The sequence below is a fragment of the Amycolatopsis sp. NPDC104587 genome (assembly GCF_055583645.1).
Genome location: NZ_JBVJNO010000007.1, coordinates 378520 through 401332 on the forward strand (window position 1 = coordinate 378520; position 22813 = coordinate 401332).

At 71.1% G+C, this 22813-nt stretch carries 21 protein-coding genes and 1 tRNA gene; 12 read left to right on the forward strand and 10 right to left on the reverse strand.

The features are described from left to right. The gene (locus tag ACZ61C_RS23805) at window positions 1-591 is read right to left on the reverse strand and encodes a TetR/AcrR family transcriptional regulator (RefSeq protein WP_465309995.1); all 591 of its coding nucleotides are present in this window, start codon (window positions 589-591) and stop codon (window positions 1-3) included. Between the two features lie 119 nt (window positions 592-710). Between ACZ61C_RS23805 and ACZ61C_RS23810 the strand changes: the two genes are divergently transcribed. Continuing rightward, window positions 711-1730, forward strand: coding sequence for an NAD(P)-dependent alcohol dehydrogenase (locus tag ACZ61C_RS23810; protein WP_465309996.1), 1020 nt, complete (start codon window positions 711-713; stop codon window positions 1728-1730). 240 nt (window positions 1731-1970) lie between these two features. Then, window positions 1971-2219 carry a hypothetical protein gene (locus tag ACZ61C_RS23815; RefSeq protein ID WP_465309997.1) on the forward strand — a complete coding sequence of 83 codons (249 nt, stop codon included), beginning with the start codon at window positions 1971-1973 and terminating at the stop codon, window positions 2217-2219. 239 nt (window positions 2220-2458) lie between these two features. On the opposite strand, the gene ACZ61C_RS23820 is transcribed toward ACZ61C_RS23815, so the two are convergent. Further along, window positions 2459-2532 (reverse strand) — tRNA-Leu (locus ACZ61C_RS23820). Between the two features lie 173 nt (window positions 2533-2705). Between ACZ61C_RS23820 and ACZ61C_RS23825 the strand changes: the two genes are divergently transcribed. The 7 genes from ACZ61C_RS23825 to ACZ61C_RS23855 all read left to right on the forward strand — a co-directional run bounded on the left by ACZ61C_RS23825 (window position 2706) and on the right by ACZ61C_RS23855 (window position 9720). Continuing rightward, window positions 2706-3320, forward strand: a complete 615-nt coding sequence (locus ACZ61C_RS23825; RefSeq protein ID WP_020646628.1) for an ANTAR domain-containing response regulator — start codon at window positions 2706-2708, stop codon at window positions 3318-3320. A gap of 430 nt (window positions 3321-3750) precedes the next feature. Beyond that, entirely contained in the window at window positions 3751-4932 is a 1182-nt protein-coding gene (locus tag ACZ61C_RS23830; RefSeq protein WP_465309998.1) for a branched-chain amino acid ABC transporter substrate-binding protein, read from the forward strand. Between the two features lie 106 nt (window positions 4933-5038). Further along, a complete protein-coding gene (locus ACZ61C_RS23835) occupies window positions 5039-6037 on the forward strand; it encodes a branched-chain amino acid ABC transporter permease (protein ID WP_465309999.1) in 999 nt (332 codons plus the stop codon). After that, on the forward strand, window positions 6034-7179 hold the full coding sequence (locus tag ACZ61C_RS23840) for a branched-chain amino acid ABC transporter permease (protein ID WP_465310000.1): 1146 nt from the start codon (window positions 6034-6036) through the stop codon (window positions 7177-7179). Before ACZ61C_RS23835 ends, ACZ61C_RS23840 begins: the two co-directional genes overlap by 4 nt. Further along, window positions 7176-8102 (forward strand): ABC transporter ATP-binding protein, encoded by a 927-nt coding sequence (locus ACZ61C_RS23845; protein ID WP_465310001.1) that lies wholly within the window; start codon window positions 7176-7178, stop codon window positions 8100-8102. The genes ACZ61C_RS23840 and ACZ61C_RS23845 overlap by 4 nt, the downstream gene beginning before the upstream one ends. Further along, the gene (locus ACZ61C_RS23850; RefSeq protein ID WP_465310002.1) at window positions 8089-8802 is read left to right on the forward strand and encodes an ABC transporter ATP-binding protein; all 714 of its coding nucleotides are present in this window, start codon (window positions 8089-8091) and stop codon (window positions 8800-8802) included. Before ACZ61C_RS23845 ends, ACZ61C_RS23850 begins: the two co-directional genes overlap by 14 nt. A 156-nt stretch (window positions 8803-8958) precedes the next feature. Beyond that, entirely contained in the window at window positions 8959-9720 is a 762-nt protein-coding gene (locus ACZ61C_RS23855) for an alpha/beta hydrolase family protein (protein WP_465310003.1), read from the forward strand. On the opposite strand, the gene ACZ61C_RS23860 is transcribed toward ACZ61C_RS23855, so the two are convergent. Beyond that, window positions 9686-10657 carry a LysR family transcriptional regulator gene (locus tag ACZ61C_RS23860; protein WP_465310004.1) on the reverse strand — a complete coding sequence of 324 codons (972 nt, stop codon included), beginning with the start codon at window positions 10655-10657 and terminating at the stop codon, window positions 9686-9688. The genes ACZ61C_RS23855 and ACZ61C_RS23860 overlap by 35 nt on opposite strands. A gap of 4 nt (window positions 10658-10661) precedes the next feature. After that, a complete protein-coding gene (locus ACZ61C_RS23865) occupies window positions 10662-11102 on the reverse strand; it encodes a hotdog fold thioesterase (RefSeq protein ID WP_410672442.1) in 441 nt (146 codons plus the stop codon). Between the two features lie 62 nt (window positions 11103-11164). Between ACZ61C_RS23865 and polA the strand changes: the two genes are divergently transcribed. The 3 genes from polA to ACZ61C_RS23880 all read left to right on the forward strand — a co-directional run bounded on the left by polA (window position 11165) and on the right by ACZ61C_RS23880 (window position 16474). Continuing rightward, complete coding sequence (polA, locus tag ACZ61C_RS23870; protein ID WP_465310005.1) at window positions 11165-13915, forward strand: DNA polymerase I; 2751 nt, start codon at window positions 11165-11167, stop codon at window positions 13913-13915. Window positions 13916-14211: 296 nt separating this feature from the next. Beyond that, complete coding sequence (locus tag ACZ61C_RS23875; protein WP_465310006.1) at window positions 14212-14745, forward strand: EF-hand domain-containing protein; 534 nt, start codon at window positions 14212-14214, stop codon at window positions 14743-14745. Window positions 14746-14872: 127 nt separating this feature from the next. Then, window positions 14873-16474, forward strand: coding sequence for a S1 family peptidase (locus tag ACZ61C_RS23880; protein WP_465310007.1), 1602 nt, complete (start codon window positions 14873-14875; stop codon window positions 16472-16474). 118 nt (window positions 16475-16592) lie between these two features. Here the strand turns inward: ACZ61C_RS23880 and ACZ61C_RS23885 are convergent, their stop codons facing one another. The 6 genes from ACZ61C_RS23885 to ACZ61C_RS23910 all read right to left on the reverse strand — a co-directional run bounded on the left by ACZ61C_RS23885 (window position 16593) and on the right by ACZ61C_RS23910 (window position 22558). After that, the gene (locus ACZ61C_RS23885; RefSeq protein ID WP_465310008.1) at window positions 16593-17165 is read right to left on the reverse strand and encodes a TetR/AcrR family transcriptional regulator; all 573 of its coding nucleotides are present in this window, start codon (window positions 17163-17165) and stop codon (window positions 16593-16595) included. Continuing rightward, entirely contained in the window at window positions 17162-19057 is a 1896-nt protein-coding gene (locus ACZ61C_RS23890; RefSeq protein ID WP_465310010.1) for a YhgE/Pip family protein, read from the reverse strand. The genes ACZ61C_RS23885 and ACZ61C_RS23890 overlap by 4 nt, the downstream gene beginning before the upstream one ends. After that, window positions 19054-19749, reverse strand: coding sequence for an ABC transporter ATP-binding protein (locus ACZ61C_RS23895; protein WP_465310220.1), 696 nt, complete (start codon window positions 19747-19749; stop codon window positions 19054-19056). Before ACZ61C_RS23895 ends, ACZ61C_RS23890 begins: the two co-directional genes overlap by 4 nt. A gap of 102 nt (window positions 19750-19851) precedes the next feature. After that, the gene (locus ACZ61C_RS23900; protein WP_465310011.1) at window positions 19852-20778 is read right to left on the reverse strand and encodes a GNAT family N-acetyltransferase; all 927 of its coding nucleotides are present in this window, start codon (window positions 20776-20778) and stop codon (window positions 19852-19854) included. A 20-nt stretch (window positions 20779-20798) separates the two neighbouring features. Further along, on the reverse strand, window positions 20799-21710 hold the full coding sequence (locus tag ACZ61C_RS23905; RefSeq protein WP_465310012.1) for a GNAT family N-acetyltransferase: 912 nt from the start codon (window positions 21708-21710) through the stop codon (window positions 20799-20801). After that, window positions 21707-22558 carry a class I SAM-dependent methyltransferase gene (locus ACZ61C_RS23910; RefSeq protein ID WP_465310221.1) on the reverse strand — a complete coding sequence of 284 codons (852 nt, stop codon included), beginning with the start codon at window positions 22556-22558 and terminating at the stop codon, window positions 21707-21709. The genes ACZ61C_RS23905 and ACZ61C_RS23910 overlap by 4 nt, the downstream gene beginning before the upstream one ends. Between the last annotated feature and the right edge of the window lie 255 nt (window positions 22559-22813).

A 22813-nucleotide genomic window follows, 5' to 3' on the forward strand; every position in this document is an offset into this window, starting at 1 on the left:
TCAGCTCGGAGTGTCGAGCTCGCTGGCGCGCAGCACGGGCAGGGCGAGGTCGTCGACGACGTGCTCGAGGAACGCGGCGTCCGTCGGCAGCCGCCACAGCCAGCGCATGAACAGCGCGGAGGCGACCACCTCTTCGAACAGGTGGTGGTTCACCCGGTGGCTCAGCTCGCCGCGCTCGAGCGCCCGGTCGACGACCTCGGGCGGGAGCCGCGCGCCGCTGGCGGACCGCGTTTCGAGCTCGTCGATCAGCTCCGGGTCGGACGCGCGCGCCTGCACGAGGCCGACCGCGAGCCGGCCGTCGAAGCCGTTGAGGACGTCGGACAGCCGCTGGACATGCGCGAGCAGGTCGCCGCGGAACGTCCCGGTGTCGACCGACCACGGCGTCTGCTTGCCGTGGTAGCGGGCCATCGCGGCGAGCATGATCTCGCGCTTGTTGCGCCACCGCCGGTAGATGGTCGCCTTCGAAGCCCCGGCCCGGGCGGCCACGGCGTCCACCGTCATCGACACGTACCCCGACTCCGCGACGAGCTCGAGCGCCGCGTCGAGGAGCCGGGCGTCACGCAGGGGATCAAGGGGGTGGCGCTCGCTCATGACCCGAGCATAGACCACGTCTTATCGGCGTGTATTGGCAGCTCACAGCGTCAAACGGTACGAAACCGTTTCGTACTGTACGGTGGCAGGAAAGCGAACGACCGAGAGGAAGGGACACCATGCTCGTCACCTCCTACGCGGCTCGCTCCGCGGGCTCGCCCCTCGAACCGTACGAGCGCGAAAGCGGTGAACCCGGCCCGGCGGAGGCCGATGTCCGCGTCACGCACTGCGGGGTCTGCCACACCGACATCGGCCAGATCGACGACGAGTTCGGCATCACCCGGTTCCCGTGCGTCGCCGGCCACGAAGCCGTCGGCGTGGTCGAGGCGATCGGCTCCGCGGTCGACCCGGAGCTGCTGCCGATCGGCGCCCGGGTGGGTGTCGGCGCGATCGCCGGCGCGTGCTTCCGGTGCCCGCAGTGCGTGAGCGGCCGCCACAACCTCTGCGCCCGCCGCGACGACACGGTGCTGCGCGGCGACCGGGGCGCGTTCACCGAACTGCTGCGTGTCTCGGACTGGCGCATGGCCTACCCGATCCCCGACGCGATCCCGTCCGAGCAGGCCGCGCCGATGATGTGCGCCGGGGTGACCGTCTTCGCCCCGCTGATCCGGCACGGCGTCCGCTCGGTCGACCGCGTCGCCGTCGTCGGCATCGGCGGGCTCGGGCACCTGGCCCTCCAGTTCCTCGCGCGGTGGGGATGCGACGTCACCGCGATCTCGACGTCGCGCGCCAAGGAGGACGACGCACGCCGCTTCGGCGCTTCCTCGTTCATCGCGACGAACGAGGAAGGCGCGCTCGCGGCCGCGGCGGGATCGTTCGACTTCGTCCTGTCCACCGTCTCGGCGAACCTGCCCTGGGACGACTACCTCGACCTGCTCGTCCCGCAGGGCAGGCTCAGCATCGTCGGGGTGCCGTCCGACGCGATCTCCGTGCACCCGATGCACTTGCTGCCGGCCGAGAAGACGATCTCCGGCGGAGTGCCCGCGTCCCCGAGCGAAACCCGGCTGATGCTGGACTTCGCCGCCCGCCACGGGATCGGCCCGCAGGTCGAGACGTTCCCGGTGGCGGAGATCGACAAAGCGATCTCGGTCGTTCGCGCCGGCCGCGCCCGCTACCGGGCCGTGCTCGAAATGGCCTGAGGGGACGGGAGAGCACAGTCCAAACGCGACTATGGCTTGCACAGTAGGCACCAGTGCCTCCGCAGCCCGCTCCGGCCGGGCAGGCCGAACCCCAGCAGCAGAATGGCCTGGCCGCGGAAATCGACGCGCAGTCGCGGAAAGCGGCGGACGAGCGCCTGGAGCCGGCCGCACGACCCGCATCGAAAGGCGCTCGAGTGCGACGGCTGAAAACGGGGATGGCCAGCGGACAGCATTCCCGCCATGTCTTTGGTGACCTGGGAATTCGATGGCTCCTTGCACTGCACTTCAACCATCGAGACCGGCCAAGGCGAGCACCCGGCCACGTATTTCGAGCTCAGCGGGGCGCGCACGGTTCCAGGCTCGGCTTCTATGCCTGCTTCACCGGCTCCCGGGCCGACCGCCGTGACGGTGATCGTCTCCGCGCCCGACGAAGAGAAGCCGGCGGACTTCTTCTTCGACAGGGCGCACGCGCTGCCGTTCGTCGTCTAGCAGCGCTTCGTCGAGATCGTCGCTTCACGAGCGGGCCGGCACGGGATCTTGGGCCTGCCGTCTTGACAGGGCAACGGGATCGCAGCTGCCCGCAACAGCACGGAGTCCGGGAGACCTGACGGCGGACAGCTGGGGGGGCGCATGGGGGGCGTGGGCGGCCGGATACCGCAGGACCCACGAGAACGGCCCCTGACCGGATAGCACTTGGTCAGGGGCCGTTCTGTGCTGGTGTGCCACTGTGCCCCCGGTGAGATTCGAACTCACACTGGACGGGTTTTGAATCCGTTGCCTCTGCCAGTTGGGCTACGGGGGCGTGACGTGGTGACTCTACGGGATCATCGACCTCCGGCAGTGACCGGGGCAGGGGTGTCGTGCAGGCCACTACGTGGTGAACGCCATCTCGGCAACTGGATCGTTCCCGGTAGGCTTCAGGTTCGCGGTAAGCCGCGAAGACCAACGTCCCGCCGAGTCTTCAGGAGGACCCCGGTGACCGATCAGGCTACCGAGGCCAACGGTGCCGCCACCGTGCCGCAGCGTCGGGTGCTCGTCGCGGAAGATGAGGCGCTCATCCGGCTGGACCTCGTCGAAATGCTGCGTGAAGAGGGGTACGAAGTCGTCGGGGAGGCCGGGGATGGTGAGCAGGCCATTGCGCTGGCCACCGATCTCAAGCCCGATCTCGTGATCCTCGACGTCAAGATGCCCAAACTGGACGGTATCGAGGCCGCGTCCAAGATCACCGGGGACCGGATCGCCCCCGTTGTCATCCTCACCGCCTTCAGCCAGCGGGACCTCGTCGAACGGGCGCGGGACGCCGGCACCATGGCCTACCTCGTCAAGCCCTTCGCCAAGCGGGACCTCGTGCCGGCCATCGAGCTCGCCGTCAGCCGGTTCTCCGAGCTGCAGGCCCTCGAAGCCGAGGTTGCCGGGCTCACCGACCGGCTCGAGACGCGCAAGGTCATCGACCGCGCCAAGGGCCTGCTGATGAGCCGTCAGGGCCTCACCGAGCCGGACGCCTTCCGCTGGATCCAGCGCACCGCCATGGACCGCCGGACCACGATGAAGGCCGTCGCCGAAGCCGTTGTGGAGAGCATCGGCAGCTGACCCGACCGGACCAAGGGGTGTGACCGCGATGCGTGGTCACACCCCTTTTTCGTGACGCTCCGGGTGCCCGAAAGGGCGCACTTGGTACCTTTGCGAGCCTTCCTGGCGTGGTCCGCCGTGGTGATCCACTCCGGGTCCGTAGACTCTGCACGCCTGACGCACACCCCGATCCGTGCGTCAAGTCCCAGTCTGTGCACCGAGAGTCACCACCCGCTGGTCGTGGTTACGACGAGCGGGTGTAAATCATACGTTAATACTCGTGACGACCGTCACGATGTGGCTACAAGAGCACGCGTGACTCTGTGCAACGGCTTCCGGGGCGGCTACTTTCAGCGGCCAGTCAGGTCCCACGTGGGGACAGCCGTCCGACCGGGCGGCCAGGTGGCATTTGGAGGAACGAGTGCAGAAAGCACGACTTACGAGGGTCATCGTGCTGGCCGCAGCCGGGGCCATTGCCCTCAGCGCGTGTTCGGCACGGACCGACAGCGGCTCGGGCGACAGCAGCGCGAGCTCGCAGTCCCAGGCCGCGGCTCCGTCCGCCGCAGCCGACGCGGCCGACCCGGCCGGCGACGGCAAGGCGCAGTGCGCCCCGACCTCCATCGCGTACGCGGGCACCATCAACGGCGCCAACGCCGCGCTGGGCCAGAACATCCTGAACGGCGCGAAGCTTGCCGTCGACCAGCACAACAAGGCCAACGCGGGCTGCCAGGTCAAGCTGGAGCAGTTCGACACCGAAGGCACGCCGGACAAGGCGCCGGGCATCGTGACGCAGATCGTCAACACCCCGGGCATCATCGGTGTCGTCGGCCTGCCGTTCTCCGGTGAGTCGAAGGCCGCGGGCAACATCTTTAACGGTGCGGGCCTGGTCACGGTGACCCCGTCGGCCACCAACCCGACGCTGAGCCAGAACGGCTGGAAGACCTTCTTCCGCGGCCTGGGCAACGACAACACCCAGGGCCCGGCCGCCGCGAAGTTCATCACCGGCGAGCTCAAGGCCGCCAAGGTGTGCGTCATCAAGGACGACTCCGACTACGGCACCGGCCTGGCGGCTTCGACCATCCAGGCGCTCGGCGACAAGGGCACCTGCCAGGACAGCGTCAAGACGAAGCAGACCGACTTCTCGGCCGTGGTCAACAAGATCAAGAGCGAGAAGCCGGACGCGGTGTTCTACTCCGGGTACTACCAGGAAGCCGCTCCCTTCGCGCAGCAGCTGAACGACGCGGGTGTCGAGGCCAAGTTCATCGGCCCGGACGGCGTGAAGGACGACGAGTTCGTCAAGGGCGCCGGCGAGGCGGCCGCGAAGGCGTACTTCACCTGCCCCTGTGTCCCGGCGGACCAGTTCACGAAGTTCACCGACGCCTACAAGTCGGCCTTCAGCAAGGACCCGGGCACCTACTCGCCCGAGGCCTACGACCTGGCGACGATCCTGCTCAAGGGCATCGACTCGGGCAAGAAGGACCGCGCGGGGCTGCTCGACTTCGTGAAGACCTATGACGGCCAGGGCATCACGAAGCACTTCAAGTGGGACGACAAGGGCGAGCTCTCCAGCACGACCGTGTGGACCTACAAGGTCGAGGGCGGGAAGATCGTCCGCAACACCGAGATCAAGTAGCGCAACGCTTCCGTTCTGATTACCGGGGTGCACGTCCGGCGGCTCGATCCCGCCGGGCCTGCACCCCGGTCCCACATGGAGAACTAGTGTGTCATTGACTCATCACGTGAGCTCGCTCGTGCTGGCCCAGAGCGACAGCTGGATCACGTTCGACGTGAACGCGTTCCTCGACCAGTTCTGGAACAACACGTTCGACGGGCTGGCCTACGGCAGCATCTACGCGCTGGTGGCGCTGGGCTACACCCTCGTCTACGGCGTCCTGAAGCTCATCAACTTCGCGCACTCCGAAGTCTTCATCTACGGCGTCTACGCGACCTGGTTCACCTTCTACGGCCTCGGGTTCCGGCCCGGCAACACTCCGACGCTCACCGCGATCGAGCTGATCGGCTTCCTGGTGCTCGCGTTGATCGCGTCGATGGCGGTCTCGGGCGGCACGGCGGTGGTCCTGGAACGGGTCGCCTACCGGCCGCTGAGAAAACGCGGGGCGCCGAAGCTGGTCTTCCTGATCACCGCGATCGGCGCTTCCTTCGTGTTGCAGCAGCTCATCTTCATCTGGCGGGGCGGCAACCCCGAGCTGGGCATCCGGCTCATGCGCAACCAGGAAGTCTTCACGCTCTTCGGCGGCAGCATCACCAACGTCACGATCATCACGGTGATCGCGTCGATCGTGCTCATGCTGGGCGTCAACTACTTCGTCAACAAGACCAAGTTCGGCCGCGGCATCCGCGCAGTGGCGCAGGACCCGGACACCGCGACGCTGATGGGCGTCAACAAGGAACGCGTCATCATGCTGACGTTCCTTATCGGCGGCCTGCTCGCCGGCGCGGCGGCGCTGTTCTACATGATGAAGATCCCGCAGGGCGCGTGGTACCAGGGCGGGTTCCTGCTCGGCATCAAGGCGTTCACCGCGGCGGTGCTCGGCGGGATCGGCAACCTGCGCGGCGCGCTGCTCGGCGGCCTGCTGCTCGGCGTCGCCGAGAACTACGGCCAGTCGCTGTTCGGTGGTGGCTGGCGTGACATCGTCGCATTCGTCCTGCTGGTGCTCGTCCTGATGATCCGGCCCACCGGCATCCTCGGCGAGTCGCTCGGAAAGGCGCGGGTATGACGACGACCACGACTCCGCCGGCCGCCGCGACCGGCAAGAAGCGCACGTTCGGCGAGCGGTGGAACAACCTCAGCCGCGTCCAGCAGTGGGGTGTCCTGATCCCGCTGGTGGTGCTGATCTACCTGCTGCCGGTGCTGAACCCGCCGATCCTCACCACCCAGCCCGGGTACGACTTCCCGATCGCGATGTTCGAGGTGGCCCGCTACGCGCTGGTCGCCATCGGCCTCAACGTCGTGGTCGGCCAGGCCGGCCTGCTGGACCTCGGGTACGTCGGGTTCTTCGCCATCGGCGCCTACGTGATGGCGCTGTTCACCAGCCCCGACTCGTCGCTGTCGCACCTGCCGTTCCTCGTCGTGCTGCCGATCGCGATGGCCGTCACGATGATCTTCGGCGTGATCCTCGGGACACCCACGCTGCGGTTGCGCGGGGACTACCTGGCGATCGTGACGCTCGGGTTCGGCGAGATCGTCCGCCTGCTGGCGGACAACGTCGGCCCGCTGCGCGGCAACTCCGGCTTCAAGGAGGTCGGGCACCCGCCGGGCACGAACGCCGACGGCTCGGCGCTGTTCAACAACTCGAACGGCACGCCGTGGTACTGGCTGTGCGTCACGCTGATCATCGCCGTCCTGTTCCTGGTCGGGAACCTGGAGCGCAGCCGCGTCGGCCGCGCCTGGGTCGCCATCCGGGACGACGAGGACGCGGCGGAGATCATGGGCGTGCCGACGTTCAAGTTCAAGATCTGGGCGTTCATCAGCGGCGCGGCGATCGGCGGCCTCTCCGGCGCCCTCTACGCCGGTCAGCTCGGCTTCGTGAACAACCAGAAGTTCGACGTCGTCACGTCGATGCTGTTCCTGGCCGCGGTGATCCTCGGCGGCTCGGGCAACAAGGTCGGCGTCCTGCTCGGCGCGGCCGTGGTGGCCTACATCCCGCTGCGGTTCCAGGCGATCGCCGAGTACAAGTACCTGATCTTCGGCCTGGCGCTGATCATCCTGATGATCTTCCGCCCGCAGGGCCTGCTCGGCGCGCGCCAGCGGCTGCTCGCCTACGGCAGGCAGGCGTACCAGCGGCTGCTGGGCCGAGGTGAGCAGATCAGCAGTGACGGTGCGCTGCAGACCGAACCGACCCCGGGGAGCAAGTCATGACCGAGCCCCAGAACGGCGGTCCCGAGGTCGTCGCGGAGGGCGGCCTCGTCGCCGAGCTGCAGCAGATGACGGCCGAGGAGCGGGCCGAGCACGACGCCGAAGTCGCCGAAGTCGTCGCGCCGGACCGCGAGATCGAGGTCGAGGTCGGGCAGACGCTGCTCGAGGTCGACAACGTGACCATGCGCTTCGGCGGCCTGGTCGCGCTGGACGAGATCACCTTCGACATCCGGCGCGGCGAGATCCTCGGCCTGATCGGGCCGAACGGCGCGGGCAAGACGACGTGCTTCAACGCGATGACCGGCGTCTACCGGCCGACCTCCGGTGAGGTCCGGCTCGAAGGCAAGGCGCTGGGCAAGACGTCGCGGCACGGCATCACCCAGCTCGGCATCGCGCGGACGTTCCAGAACATCCGGCTCTTCGGCGAGATGACCGCGCTGGAGAACGTCGTCGTCGGCACCGACGCGCGGCACAAGACCAGCCTGCTCGGGGCGCTGCTGCGGCTGCCGCGGCACCACCACGAGGAGAAGGCCGCCGTCGAGAAGGCGATGGCCCTGCTGGAGTTCGTCGGCATCGCCGACCGCGCGGCCGACCGGGCGAAGAACCTGCCCTACGGCTACCAGCGGCGCCTGGAGATCGCGCGGGCGCTGGCCACCGAGCCGAAGCTGCTCTGCCTGGACGAGCCCGCGGCGGGCTTCAACCCGGCGGAGAAGGAGCAGCTCATGGAGCTGATCCGGACGATCCGCGACGACGGGTACACCGTGCTGCTGATCGAACACGACATGAAGCTCGTCATGGGCGTGACGGACCGGATCGTGGTGCTGGAGTTCGGCAAGAAGATCGCCGAAGGAGTGCCGGCGGAGATCCGCGAGAACCCCGCGGTGATCGCGGCCTACCTGGGGGTGCCTGACGATGACGTTGCTTGAGCTGTCGGACGTGTCCGTCCACTACGGACGGATCCAGGCGGTGTCCGGGCTGTCCATCTCGGTGAACGAGGGCGAGATCGTCACGCTGATCGGGGCCAACGGCGCCGGCAAGTCGACGACGATGCGGGCCATCTCGGGGATCCGCCCGATCTCGAGCGGGAAGATCTCCTTCGCCGGGGAGGACATCTCCAAGCTGCGCGGTGACCTCCGCGTGGTCCGCGGGATCTCGCAGGCGCCGGAAGGCCGGGGCATCTTCCCCGGCATGACGGTGATGGAGAACCTCGACATGGGCGCGTACGCCCGCAAGGACCGCAAGGACCTCAGCGGCGACCTGGAGCGGGTGTTCGAGCTGTTCCCGCGCCTGGCGGAGCGCAAGACCCAGCTGGGCGGCACGATGTCCGGCGGCGAGCAGCAGATGCTCGCCATCGGGCGCGCCCTGATGGCGAAGCCGAAGCTGCTGCTGCTGGACGAGCCGTCGATGGGGCTGGCCCCGCAGTTCATCCAGCAGATCTTCCGGATCATCACGGAGATCAACAAGCAGGGCACCACCGTGCTGCTGGTGGAGCAGAACGCGCAGCAGGCGCTGTCGCGGGCCCACCGGGCCTACGTGCTGGAGACCGGGCAGATCACGAAGTCCGGCACCGGCAAGGAGCTGCTGGCGGACAACAGCATCAAGGAGGCCTACCTGGGCGTCGGCTGACGTCCGGAGCTTCCCCTCACCGGCCCCGTGCGCGCTCGCGCACGGGGCCGGTTCTGTTCACAACCATCGGTTGTCACCGGCGCCGGAAAGGCTGTTGGACCCGCCGCTCCTTCCCACGGTTTGCTTGGGGCACACCAAGAACCGAGGGAGCACACGATGATCGAGGGAATCGCGGCCGGCGTGCCGTTCGTGGCGATGCCGCCGGCGGACCCGGACGCGCCGGCGGCGCTGGTCGCGGGCTGGCACCTGATGGACGCGCCGGCCGGTGAGCAGGCGATGGCCGCCGCCGTCCCGATGGCGGGGCTGCCGGCGTGGCGGGTGTACTTCGGCCTGCCGCTGACCGGCGCCCGGCTGCCCGAAGGCGGTCCCGAAGAAGTCTTCCGGCGGGCGGGCGAGGACGCCGTGCTGAACATGTTCGAGCCGGTCACCGAGCAGGCGGCGGGGGAGTTCCCGGCGGCGCTGGCCGAGCTGCGCGACCGGCTGCCGGGCGCGACCGGGCCGCTGGGCGTGTTCGGCGGCTCGGCCGGGGCGATCGTGGCCCTGGAGGTGCTGGCGCGCGGAGACGTCGAAATCGCGGCCGGCGCGGTCGCCAGCCCCGTGGTCCGGCTCGCGCCGATGATCGCCGCCAACGAGCGGCGCTACGGCGTGACCTACGCGTGGACCGAGCGGTCCCTCGCGGTGGCCGCGCGCTACGACTACGTGAACCGGGCCGGCGAGCTGAGCGCGCCGCTGCTGCTCGTCGCCGGCGCGGACGACGACGTCGCCGTGCGCGAGCCCGCCGCGGCCCTGAGCGAGAAGCTGGGGACCGAGCTGGTGACCGTCGCCGGGATGGCGCACGAGTTCCCACCGGGGACGGCGGCCGCGACCGCCGTCGACACGGCGTTCAGCGAGTGGTTCGCGCGGCGGCTGCGAGGCTGAGGTCCTCGTCCGGCAGCCAGGCGTGGCCCGGGTCGTAGGCGCACCAGTCCTCTTCACGGCTGGTGCGCCCGGCCAGGGCCAGCAGCCGCCGCAGCGCCGGGTTCGTGTTCCCGCGCCGCCACACCAGCGACCACGGGAACAGCGGTGACGGCGAGAACGGCAGCACCTTCAGGTTGAGGTCGGGCGCGAGCTCCATGTCCGCCCCGGCCAGGGTGACCCGGCGCTTGCCGTACCGCGTCTGCTCCAGGGTGTGCCGCAGGTCGTAGCTGACGCCGGAGTCGTCGATCGGGACGTCGAAGCGGGCGCACATCGCCGCGAGGTAGGACAGCCATTCGGCGGCGCCGCCGGACCCGGGCAGCCAGATCCCGTCGGCGCGCAGCTCTTCGAGCGGCAGCACGGCCAGCTGGGCCAGCGGGTGTTCCGGGGCGAGCAGCGCGACCAGCGGTTCGAGCCGGACGACCCGGTGCTCCAGCTCGTCGGGCAGCGGCCGCCCGAAGCCGGTCACCCGGCCGAAGGCGGCGTCGAGCTCGCCGGACAGCAGCGGCTCGACCGCGTGGGCGAACCCGGCGCCGGCGACCCGGTCGATCCGCAGCGCGGGCTCCCGCACGGCGAGCCGGCGGAGCAGGAACATCGGGGAGAGCCGGACGTCGACGAGGTCGAGGCGCAGCGGCCGGTCGCCGGCACCCAGCGCGGCCACGGCGGCGTCGGCCACCCGCAGCAGCTCACGCGCGTGCGGGAGGAAGCGCTCACCCTCGGCGGTGAGCTCGACCGAGCGGCGGGTGCGCCGGAACAGCGGTGTGGCCAGCGCTTCCTCGAGCTTCCGGATCCGCTTCGACAACGCCTGCTGGGTCAGGAACAGCGCCTGGGCGGCCCGCCCGAAGTGGAGCTGCTCCGCGGTGACGACGAACGCCCGCACCTGGGCGAGGTCGAGGTCCACCGGCTCACGCGCCCGGCGGGCGGTCCCGGACGACGCAGGTGAGCCGGGCGGTGCAGGTGCGGCGGCCCTCGTCGTCGGTCAGCACGATCTCGGCGGTGATCGTGCCGCGGCCGACGTGCAGCGGCGTCGCGACGCCGGTGACCGTGCCCGAGCGGACGGCCCGGTGGTGGGTGCAGGACAGCTCCAGCCCCATCGCCGCGCGGCCCGGGCCCGCGTTCAGCGCGGCCACCGTGGACCCCAGCGCCTCGGCGAGCACGGCGTTGGCGCCGCCGTGCAGCAGGCCGTACGGCTGGAGGTTGCCCTCGACCGGGATGGTGCCGACGACCCGCTCGGCCGTCGCTTCCAGCAGTTTCATCCCGACCTTGTCGTTCAGCTGCTGGTCCGCCGCCGCCGGGTCGATGCCCGACAGCCGCTCCACGTCGATGGGGGCGGCACTGTCCGTCACACAAAGCTCCTGTTCCTATGCGACACGTAAGAGTGTCGGACCCTCAGCCTAGACTCGGCCCCGTGAGCCCGAGTGAGAAGACGACCGTTGCCAACGCCACAGGAACCACCGCGACCGGAACCAGCGCGGAGCAGCCGAAGCTGCTGCTGATCGACGGTCATTCGATGGCCTACCGCGCGTTCTTCGCGCTGCCCGCCGAGAACTTCAAGACCAAGACCGGGCAGGTCACGAACGCGGTCTTCGGGTTCACGTCGATGCTCATCAACCTGCTGCGCGACGAGGCGCCCACGCACCTGGCGGTGGCGTTCGACCTCTCGCGCAAGACGTTCCGCTCGGAGACCTTCGCCGACTACAAGGCGAACCGCAGCACGACGCCGGACGAGTTCCGCGGCCAGGTCGACCTGGTGCGGGAGGTCCTCGACGTGCTCGGCATCCCGTCGCTGACGAAGGAGAACTTCGAAGCCGACGACATCATCGCCACGCTCACGACGCAGGCGACGGCCGACGGCTTCGACGTCCTCATCTGTACGGGTGACCGCGACGCGCTGCAGCTGGTCACCGAGCAGGTCACCGTGCTGTACCCGAAGCGCGGCGTGTCGGAGATGACCCGGTTCACCCCGGCCGCCGTCGAGGAGAAGTACGGCCTCACCCCGCAGCAGTACCCGGACTTCGCGGCGCTGCGCGGCGACCCGTCGGACAACCTGCCGAACATCCCGGGCGTCGGCGAGAAGACCGCGGCCAAGTGGATCAAGCAGTTCGGCTCGCTCGACGACCTGATCGACCGCGTCGACGAGGTCAAGGGCAAGGCGGGCGACGCGTTGCGCGCGCACCTGTCCTCGGTCCAGCTGAACCGCCAGCTCACCGAGCTGATCCGGAACGTCGAGCTGGAGGTCGGCCCGTCGGGGCTGGAGCTGCGCCCGTGGGACCGCGAAGCGGTGCACGCGCTGTTCGACGAGCTGGAGTTCCGCGTCCTGCGCGACCGGCTGTTCGCGACGCTGCAGAGCGCCGAACCCGAGGCCGACGAGGGCTTCGAGGTCTCGGGTGACGCACTGGCCCCCGGCGCGCTCGGGGCGTGGCTCGCCGCGCACGCGGCCGGTGGCGAGCCGGTCGCGCTGGCCTTCCGCACCGCCGGCGCCTCGGTCCGCTCCGACCTGCGGGCGGTGGCTTTCGCGGCGGCGGACGGTGAAGGCGCGTACGTCGACGTCACGGCGATGGACCAGGCGGACGACACGGCCCTGGCGGCGTGGCTCGCCGACCCGAAGATCCGCAAGACCGGCCACGACCTCAAGGTCCCGCTGCACGCGATCCGCGCCCGCGGCTGGGTACTGGCCGGGCTCGGCATGGACACCGCGCTGGCCGCCTACCTGGTGCGGCCGGGCCAGCGCACGTTCGAGCTGGACGACCTCGCGCTGCGCTACCTGCACCGCGAGCTGCGTTCGGAGACCGACGGCGGTGACGGGCAGCTGTCGCTGCTCGACGGCGGCGCGGAAGGCCTGGAGCAGAAGGAGATCCAGGAAGAGCTGGTCAAGGCACGGGCCATCTTCGAGCTGGGCGGCGCGCTCGAGAAGGAGCTGGAGCAGATCGGCGGCGCGCGGCTGCTCGCCGAGCTCGAGCTGCCGCTGCTGGAAGTGATCACCGAGCTGGAGATCGCCGGCGTGGCCGTCGACCTCGAACAGCTGACCACGCTCGAAGCGCACTACCTGTCGCGCGTGACGCAGGCGGCCGAAGCCGCGTACGAGGTGATCGGCAAGCAGATCAACCTCGGGTCGCCGAAGCAGCTGCAGGTCGTGCTGTTCGACGAGCTCGGCATGCCGAAGACCAAGCGCACCAAGACCGGCTACACGACCGACGCCGAGGCGCTGCAGGGCCTGTTCGAGAAGACCGAGCACCCCTTCCTGCAGCACATGCTGGAGCACCGGGACGCGACGAAGCTGCGCACCACGGTCGAAGGACTGATCAAGTCCGTCGCCGACGACGGCCGCATCCACACCACCCTGCTGCAGACGATCGCGGCCACCGGGCGGCTGTCCTCGACCGAGCCGAACCTGCAGAACATCCCGGTCCGCACCGAAGAGGGCCGCCGCATCCGCGACGCGTTCGTCGTCGGCCAGGGCTTCACCGAGCTGATGACCGCGGACTACAGCCAGATCGAAATGCGGATCATGGCGCACCTCTCGAAGGACGAGGGCCTCATCGAGGCGTTCAACTCCGGCGAGGACCTGCACACGTTCGTCGCGTCGCGGGCGTTCTCGCTGCCGCCGGAGGAGATCACGCCGGAGCTGCGCTACCGCGTCAAGGCGATGTCGTACGGCCTCGCGTACGGGCTGTCGGCGTACGGGCTTTCGGCGCAGCTGCGGATCTCGACCGAGGACGCCAAGGAGCAGATGGAGGCGTACTTCGCCCGCTTCGGCGGCGTGCGCGACTACCTCCACTCGGTGGTCGGCGAGGCGGCCAAGTGCGGCTACACCGAGACGATCTTCGGCCGCCGCCGGTACCTGCCGGACCTCAACAGCGACAACCGCCAGCGCCGCGAGATGGCCGAGCGGATGGCGCTGAACGCCCCGATCCAGGGCAGCGCGGCGGACATCATCAAGGTCGCGATGCTCACCGTCCACCAGGAGCTGGTCAAGGCGAAGCTGAAGAGCCGGATCCTGCTGCAGGTCCACGACGAGCTCGTGCTCGAGGTCGCCGACGGCGAGCGGGAGCAGCTGGAGGCGCTCGTGCGCCAGGGCATGGGCTCGGCCTACGACCTGGCCGTGCCGCTGGAGGTCTCGGTCGGCTACGGCCGGTCCTGGAACGAAGCCGCGCACTAACACTGCAGGGCCAGGTCTTTGCGCGGTCCGGCCGAAGGACGCCTGCCGAGACGGTCCCGGACGCCGGTCTGCCGCAGCTGGTCGTGAGTGGCAATTCGGGTTCTAACCCTAATCACCGCTCACGACCGCCGGTCGGCCTCCGGTAGCCGGGTCGCCCGGGCGTGGGGAACGGGTGCGCGGTTTCGGTCGGCCGGGGCCCGTTCACTCTGCGCCACGACCCGAATCACCGGGTCGTGGCGCGGGTGTACTCGGGCGGACGTCGTCGGGCGGCGCCGGCGGCGGCGAAGCTGTCCGGCATGGCCAGTGACTTTCAGCGACGCAAGATCTCCGGCATCTTCGGCGCGATGGACGCCGACGACGACGGCTACCTCACGGAGTCCGACTTCCGGGCCCTCACCACGAGATGGCTCGAGGTGCGCGGCACCGACGGCGGCTCCCCGGACGGGGAGAAGCTCGCCTCGATCATGATGGGCTGGTGGGCGACGCTGCTGGAGGCGTCCGACCGCGACCGCGACGGCAAGGTCTCGCTCGACGAGGTCCTCGACGTCGTCGACGGGCTGCCGCAGATGCCGGCCGCGGTCACCGGCACCGCGGCGGCGATGTTCGAGGCGGTGGACGAAAACGGCGACGGCACCATTTCGGCCGCCGAGTACCACCGCATGATCACCGCCTGGAACGGCCTCGACGCGCCGACCGACGAGATCTTCGCCCTCCTCGACACCGACGGTGACGGCCGCATCTCCCGGGCCGAGTTCTCGGGCCACTGGTACGAGTTCTGGGCCGGCGACGATCCGGCCGCGCCCGGCAGCTGGGTGTTCGGCCGGGTCTGAACCACTCACCGGGACACCAAACCCCTTGGCGTTACGACGAACGGAGGACTCCGTTCGGGTGAGCCATTACCGCTGGGTAGGGAGGTCGGCGCTCACCGGCGGGCGATCACGGCGTAGGGTCCGCCGAATGGGGTTCGAGCGTGAACGGCGACGCTGGCGGGTTCGGCTGCACGACGAACTCGGCCGGGTCTGCGGGGCGGGCACGGTGCTCGACGAGTACCACGTGCTCACGAGCGCGCACGTCGTCGAAGCCGCCGGGGGACCGCGGTCCGCGCTGAGCGTCGACTTCGTCGGACTGGCCGAAGCCCTGCCCGGCACCGCCACCGTCGTGGAGGGGTGCTGGGTGCCTTCCGACGGCGGCGGCCACGGTGATCTCGCCCTGCTGCGCCTGGAACGCCCCGAATCCCGCGTGTTCCGCGCCCCGCTGCACCGCATGCCGCTCGGCGAGCACCAGCTCGTCCGCGCGTTCGGCTTCCCGCCCGGGTCGGTCGGCCGCTGGACCCACGCGCGCCTCGGCGGCCCGGAACAGACCGGCGGCGAATGGGTCCGCCTCTTCCGCACCGCCGAAGCCGAGCCGATCGGCCCCGGGTTCGGCGGCACGGCCGTGCTCGACGAGGCGACCGGGCACGTCGTCGGCATGGTCGTCGGCAAGGACACCGGCACCTGGATGGTGCCCGTCGAGACGATGCTGGGGCACCTGCCGCAGCTGAGCATCTGGACCTCGGGCAGCCCGGCCGTCGACCCCAGCTTTTCCCGCCCGGTCGGCGAAGCGGTCGACGTCTCCTTCGTGCAGAGCGTCGCGGACTGGTTCGCCAAGGCCGAGCCCGGCACGGTCTGGGTCGTCGACACCGGGGAGGCCGGCTCGCCCGTCGCGGCTGCGCTGCGGTTCGGCATCGTGCTGGCCGACCGCGAGCGTTCCCTCGGCGTCCCCGGCCTGCCGCCGACGCTCGGCTCGATGCCGCCGGCGGGCAGCGTCGACCTCGCCGTCGACGCCACCGGCCGCACGGCCGACGCCGTCCGGCACCGCATCGAAGACCGGCTCACCACCGGGGTCGCCGGCCGCACGCTCGTCGTCGACGCGATCGACGACTCCGCCGAGCCCGACCGGCTCGTCGGCGAGGTGCTCGCCCCGCTCGCGGGCCGCGCGGCCGAGCTCGGGCTGCGGCTGCTGCTGGGGTTCCGGGAGGAGTCGTCGCCGGGGGTCGCGGCGGTGCAGGCGGGGACGTTCCAGGCCCGCCCGGCCGCGGACGACCTGTCGGGCCGGCTCGACGTGCTCACCCAGTCCGTCGAGGAGCTCGGCGAGATCGAGGCGTACCAGCTGCGCGTGGCGACGCGCTTCACCGGCGTCGCGATGCTGCCGGCCCGCGCCCAGCGGCTGCGTGCCGCGCTCAAGCAGCTGCGCTCGGCCGAGGTCGACGGCGACGCGGAGTGGGTGGAGCGCCACATCGACAGCCACGAGCACGCGGTGGCCCCGGCGGTCGAGGACGGCCGTCGCCAGCGAGCGGTGCTCGACGGCCTGGTCGCCCGCCGCGAGGAGCTGCGCGCCCGCCTCGCGGGCGACCACGAGCTGGCCCGCGAGCAGGGCCTGGACGGCGACCCGGAGCTGGAGCAGGCGTACGTCCCGGCGAAGCGCCTGCTGATCGACGGCCCCTGCGAGCTGACCGCGGCGGCAACGGCGGTGGACAGCTACGCGGCGGCGGTGCGGGCCCGCATCGAGGACCGCGCCTGACTTCCCGGCCGGACCCGAGCGCCCCAATGTGGCCTTCGGTGCGTCTGACGCACCCAATGTGGCCTTCGGTGCGTCTGACGCAACCAAGGCCGCCTTGGGGCGCTCGGCCGGGGGCGGTCTAGCGGCGTCCCAAACCGCGGATCAGCACCATCACCGCGTCGCGGACCTCCGCCCGGGTCCGCTGTGGCCCGAACACCTGCCAGTCCAGCGCCACCACCAGCATCGTGCCGAACAGCCCGGCCGCCGCGGTCGGGATCTGCACGCCTTCCGGCAGCCGCCCGGCCGACTCCAGCCGGGACAGCTGGTCCTTGACGATCGAGATGATTTCCTCGCGCAGCAGCGAAAGCGTGTCGTGCCACTGACCCGGTGTCCGCCACAGCTCGCTCACCAGGATCTGCGAGAACCCCGGGTACCGGGCGATGAACTCCAGCGTCGTGTCGACCTGCGCCTCGATCACCTCGAGCGGGTCCGCGTCGGTGACGGCGGCGCGCAGCTGCCCGGCGAGCATGTCGACGCCGTAGCGCAGCAGCGCGTCGACCAGCCCGTCCTTCGACCCGAAGTTGTAGTAGACCGTGCCCTTGGCGACGCCCGCCGCGGCGGCGATGTCGTCGACCGTCAGGCCCACCAGGCCCCGGCTCTTCGAGAGCTCCAGCGTGGCCTCGAAGAGCTTCTGCTTGGTCGCGCCGCTCACAGGCTGAGCTCGGGCTTGAGGGCCGACACCGTCCAAACGCGACGCTTGCGCGCGGCCAGCGTGGACACGAGGACCCCGCCTGCTAGGTAGGCCAGCAACACGCCGATGTCTCCCAGGATCTGCACGGTGGCGCCACTGTAGAACAGGTGGCGGAAGCCGTCGATGGCGTACCCCATCGGCAGCACCACGTGCAGCGGGTAGAGCGCGTCCGGGATCGTCTGCCACGGGAACGTGCCGCCCGCGCTGACCAGCTGCAGCACCAGCAGCACCAGCCCGAGGAACTTGCCGACCGCACCGAAGAACGCGTTGAGCGCGTGCACCACCGACGTGAACGTCAGCGACACGAGCACCGCGAACCCGATCGCGCCCAGCGGGTGGGCGATGTGGATGCCGACGAGCCACGTCACCGCGCCGAACAGGACGACCACCTGGGCGACGCCGAGCAGCGCCGAGGACAGCCAGCCGCCGACCGCGACGCGGAACGGGGACGCGCCCGCGGTCAGCGCGCGCGTCGAGAGCGGGCGCAGGATCAGGAACAGCACGAACGCGCCGATCCAGGTGGCCAGCGAGATGAAGAACGGCGCCAGGCCCGCGCCGTAGGTCCCCGCCGACGCCTCGCCGTTGGCGTTGACCGCCACCGGGTCCGCGATCGTGTTCGCCGTGGCCGAGCGGGTGGGGTCGTCCGGGTTCGGGATCTCCTTGAGCCCGGCCGAAAGCCCGTCGCGCAGCTTCACCGCGCCGTCCGCGAGCTGGTTGGTGCCGGTGACGGCGGTCTTCTCACCGTCGTTGAGCTTCGCGGCGCCGTCACGCAGCTGGTTCGCGCCGTCGGAGGCCTGGGCGATGCCGTTCGCCAGCTGCGGGGACGCCGCGGCGAGCTTGGCCGCGCCGTCGGACACCTGCCGCGCGCCGTCGGCCAGCTTCGCGAGGTCGCCGTTGGCCTGCTGGATCTTGCCGTTGGCCTGGTCGACGGGGGAGCGCAGCTGGTCGGCCTTCGCGACGATCGCCTGGATCTGCGCCTCCGGCACCCCGGCGTCGCGCAGGTCGGTGACGAGCTGGGTGCGGTAGCCGTCGAGCTTGCCCTGGATGTCGGACGACGCCGTCGCGGCCAGCGAAGCCGCGTCGGCCACCTTCTGGTCCCCGGTGGCCACCTGAGAAGCGCCGTCGGCGAGCTTTTGCGTCTGGGACGGCAGGTCCGCGGTGCTGCTCTTCAACGTCCCGAGGCCGGTGGCGAGCGTCGCCGAGCCGTCCGCGAGCTGCGAAGCGCCGCTGGCGAGCTGCTGCTGCCCGGACTTGAGCTGCGTGGCGCCGTCCGCGAGCTGCGCGGCGCCGGTCGAGGCCTCCTGGATCTTGCCGTAGATGGTGGAGAAGCCGACCAGGAACCGGTCCGCGGCCTCGCTGCCGACCTTCTCCGCGATCGTCTTGCGCACCTGCTCGGCGACCTGCTTCGCGATCGTGCCGGACAGGTAGTTGTTCGCATCGTTGGTGGTCAGCGTGATCGTCGCCTGCTGCGGCTGGAAGTTGCCGACCGACAGCAGCGCCGCGGAGAAGCCGCTCGGAATGCCGATGGCGAACGAGTACTTGTCGTCGCGGACGCCGTCGCGGGCCTCCTGCTCGGACACCTCGTGCCACTGGAACGTGCCGGACTTGACCAGCTCGTCGGTGACTTCGCGGCCGACGTTGCGCTGCTGGCCGCTCGCGTCCTGCGCGCCCGTGTCGCTGGTGAAGACGGCGGCGGGCAGCTTGTCCAGCCGGCCGTACGGGTCGTAGTTCGCGTACAGGTAGAAGGACGCGTAGAGCAGCGGCACCAGCACGAGCGCGACCAGCGCCAGCTTCGGCATCGTGCCGGTGGACAGGCGGCGCAGCTCGTTGCGGGCGATCCGGAAGGCGTTCATTCTTCGACTCCGTCAGTGCTCACGGGGAGCTCTTCGGTGGGTTCGGGTTGGGGTTCAGGAGAGTGGTGCTGCGGCTCCGGTTGCTCGGCCGAGCCGATGCGGGCGGGCTCGAACGGCAGGGCGGACAGCGGTGTCGTCGCGGTCAGCACGACCACGGCGAGACCTCGCTCGGCCAGCTCCCGCGCGAGCCCGGCCCAGCTGCCGACGTCACTGGTGTGCCGGTCGGGCGTGTCCAGCACGAGCACGCGGACGCCCTTGCGCTCCGCGGCCAGCTCGGTGAGCAGCCGGGTGCGCAGGGTGGGCGCGAGGTTCTCGAACCGCGTGCCCGCGTACGGCGCGGCGTCGTGCCCGGCCAGCCAGCGGGCGACGTCCTCCTTGCCCGCCGGGCGGTGGGCGAGCGCCAGCTCCTCGCCGACGACCACACGCAGGCTCAGTGCCTCGTCGGGCTCGCTGACCCCGGGCGCGTCGACGATCGCGACGAGCCCGGGCAGGGGAGCGTCGGCGCCTTCGGCGTGCACGGTGCCGGTGGAGGGCTTGAGCCGGCCCGCCAGCGCGAGGCCGAACGCGGTGACACCGACGCCGGGTTCGCCGTGCACGATCGCCAGGTCGCCCTCGCCGACGGTCAGCGAGGTGGGCGGTAACAAGGTGCCGTGGTGCCCTTCGAGGGACACCCGATCGGCTCGGACCTGCACGGGAGGCTCCAGCATCTTTTGAACTGACCGGTCAGTTCAAAAGCTAGTCCCCGCCGGCGCCCGCGGCAAGATCACCGGACGCACGTCACACCACCGGGTGACTCACCGCAGCGCGGACGCCGGGCGCACCTCCCACGTCGTCCACAGTGGACGATAGCCCTGCCGGTGCCAGAACACCGAGGACAGCGGGTTGGTCGGGTTGTAGTAGAGGTAGGTGCCGGTGGCGCCGGCCTCGTGGAACTCCCGGTGCACGCGGGCCATCAGCGCCCGGCCGAAGCCGCCGCCGCGCTCGCCCGGCGCGGTCACGACGTTGTTCACGTAGCCCCAGCGGCCCAGCGGCAGCAGCTCGGCCGCCTCGCCGCCCAGGGACACGTCGACCCACGCGCAGTGCGCCAGCGCGCGGACTTCGCCGGCCTCCTCGGCCAGCCAGACCTCGGGCTCGTCGGCGTCGAGGGCCTCCCGCAGGGCCGGGGCCAGCAGGTCCGCGGTGTTGGCCCGCCGGGGCACGGCGACCAGGCCGGTGTAGTCGAACGTCGCCGCGGCCAGCTCCAGGGCGGCGGCGAAGTCGCCCGGCCCGGCCCGGCGGACGGCGACGGCGGCGCCGGTCGTGTCTTCGACCGGCGGCGCGGTCCGGACGCCGAGGGCGCCGAGCGGGACCAGGCCGTGGTCGAGGTAGGCGCGGATCGCCTCGGCGTCCCGGCTCGGCCAGACGACGACGCACGCCGAGTCGTCGCCGGTCTCCTCGGTCTCCAGCCGGCCCTTCAACGCCCGCAGCAGGAGGTCGGCGCCTTCGGTGCCGGTGGCGCCGAAGTAGGGGAAGAGCTGCCAAGTGTCGGCCGCCGCCCACAGCATCGGGACGTCGCCGGGCGCCAGCCGCTCCCGCTGCAGCACCGCGGTGACCCGGGTGCCGTCCGCGGTCGCCGCGTCCAGCCGTTCGCCCTCGGCCGGGGGCGCGGCGGGCGGCAGCAGCGCGTCGACCGCGGCGAAGCGCGCCCGGTGGGCGGCGAACAGCGGGCCGGCGATGTCCATGGGTCCCCCTGGGGTCGCGGTCAGGACCAGGCGGGGCGCCGGATCCACATGGTCCACAGTGGACGATAACCCTGCCGGTGCCAGAACACCGGGGAGAGCGGGTTCGCCGGGTGGTAGAAGAGGAACGTACCTTCCAGGTCGCGCCGGGCCAGCTCACGATGGGCGGCGGTCATCAGCGTCCGGCCCACCCCGCCGCCGCGGGACCCGGGCGCCACCGACAGCGTGTCGACGTACCCCCAGCGCCCCGGCCGCAGCCGGCCGTGGATGCTGTCGCCCCACGCCGGGAAGGTCAGCGCGCAGGCGGCCATCCCGGCCGGCGCGCCGTCGTCTTCCCCGAGCCAGACCAGCCCGCTGAAGCGCAGGGAACGGGCGACCTCCGCGCGCAGCAGCGCCCGCGCGCCCGGCCGGTGCACCGCGGTGCCGACCAGCGACGTGTACTGCCATTCCGCGAGCCGCAGCCGGGTCAGGGCTTCGACGTCGGCGTCGCCGGCGAGCCGGACCGACACCCGCGACGGCCGGTCGTCGGCGGGCGGGCCAGGGGCGCGCACCGCCAGGCACGTCATCGGCGCGAAGCCGTGCGCCAGCAGGACCGCCGACCCTTCCGCGTCGCGGCTCGGCCAGGTGACCGAGCACCCCGAGTCCGGGTTGAACGGCGTCCCGCGCATCCGCTCGCGCCACGCGTCCAGCAGCGCCGCGAGGCCCGCCGCGCCGCTTTCGCCCGGCACCGGCGTCAGGTCCCAGAGCTCCAGCGGCCCCCAGAGTGCCGGCCACGACCCCGGCGCGTGCACGACGTGCGTGAGCAGGCCGCCGGCCCGCCGCCCGCCGGTGGTGACCACGAGCGGCTCGTTCGCCGCCGGGGGTGGCGCGATCGGCGGGAGCAGCGGGTCGAGCGCGGCGAACCGGGCGTTCTGCTGTTCCTCCAGGGGGTTCACGAGCGGCGCGTGCGGAAGATCGCGGTGCCCGGGAAGAGCCGGCCGCGCAGCGGGCTCCACTGGCCCCACACCCGCGTGTGCCCCTCGGGCCACTCCGGCTCGACCAGGTCGGTCACGGTGAACCCGGCCGCGGCCAGCGCGCGCACGTAGTCACCGAGCGTGTGGTGGTACTCGACGTAGGTGGCCGTGCCCTCGTCGTCGACCTCCACGTACGGCGTGCGGTCGAAGTACGGCTGGGTGACGGTCAGCCCCTGCGGGCCCGGGTCGTCCGGGAAGATCCACCGCATCGGGTGCGTCACCGAGAACACCCACGGCGCGCCCGGCCGCAGCACCCGGTGGACCTCGGCGAAGACCGCGTCCACCGAAGCCACGAACGGGATCGCGCCGAACGCCGAGCAGGCCGCGTCGAAGCTGCCGGACGCGAGCGGCAGGTGCTCGGCGTTCGCCTGCACGAGCGGCACGGCGACGCCGGTGCGCGTGTTGCCCTCCTGCGCGTGGCGCAGCATGCCGGCGGACAGGTCGGTCGCGACGGCGTCGGCGCCCTCCGCGGCCAGCCAGCGCGAGCACGCGGCCTGCCCGCAGCCGATCTCCAGCACGCGCTTGCCGCGGACGTCGCCGAGCAGCCGCGCGTCCGCCTCGCGCACCCCTTCCGGGCACCAGACGAAGTCGGCGTCGCCGAGGAAGCCGCCGTGCTCGGCCTGGTAGTCGTCGGCGTCGGCGTCCCACCAGGCGAGGTTCGCGGCCGCGGCCTCCGCCCCGCCGACCTCGCGGTAGGCGACGGCGGTGGTGCCCAGCCGCTGCTCGGCGGCGTCGTGGCGGCCCGGCGCGGCCGGGTCGTTCGGTGGCATGATGGTGTCTCCGGTCCCGGCCGCCGGTGCCCGCTCCACCTGCGTCCTCCTGGGTGCGTTTGCCTTCGCGAGGACCTTAGCGATCGCCGGGGGACCCTGATTGTGCCGCCTGGTGACCGCCGCGTAGGATAAGTGTTAGCGCAGTGGGTTCGCGCTGCCTTCCGCTCAGCTTCTGGTCGGGCTCGGGTCGCGCACCGTTTGCGGGTCATGCCGCGGTCGTTCACTGGTGGACGTTTGCTCGCAGGGTCGTCGCAT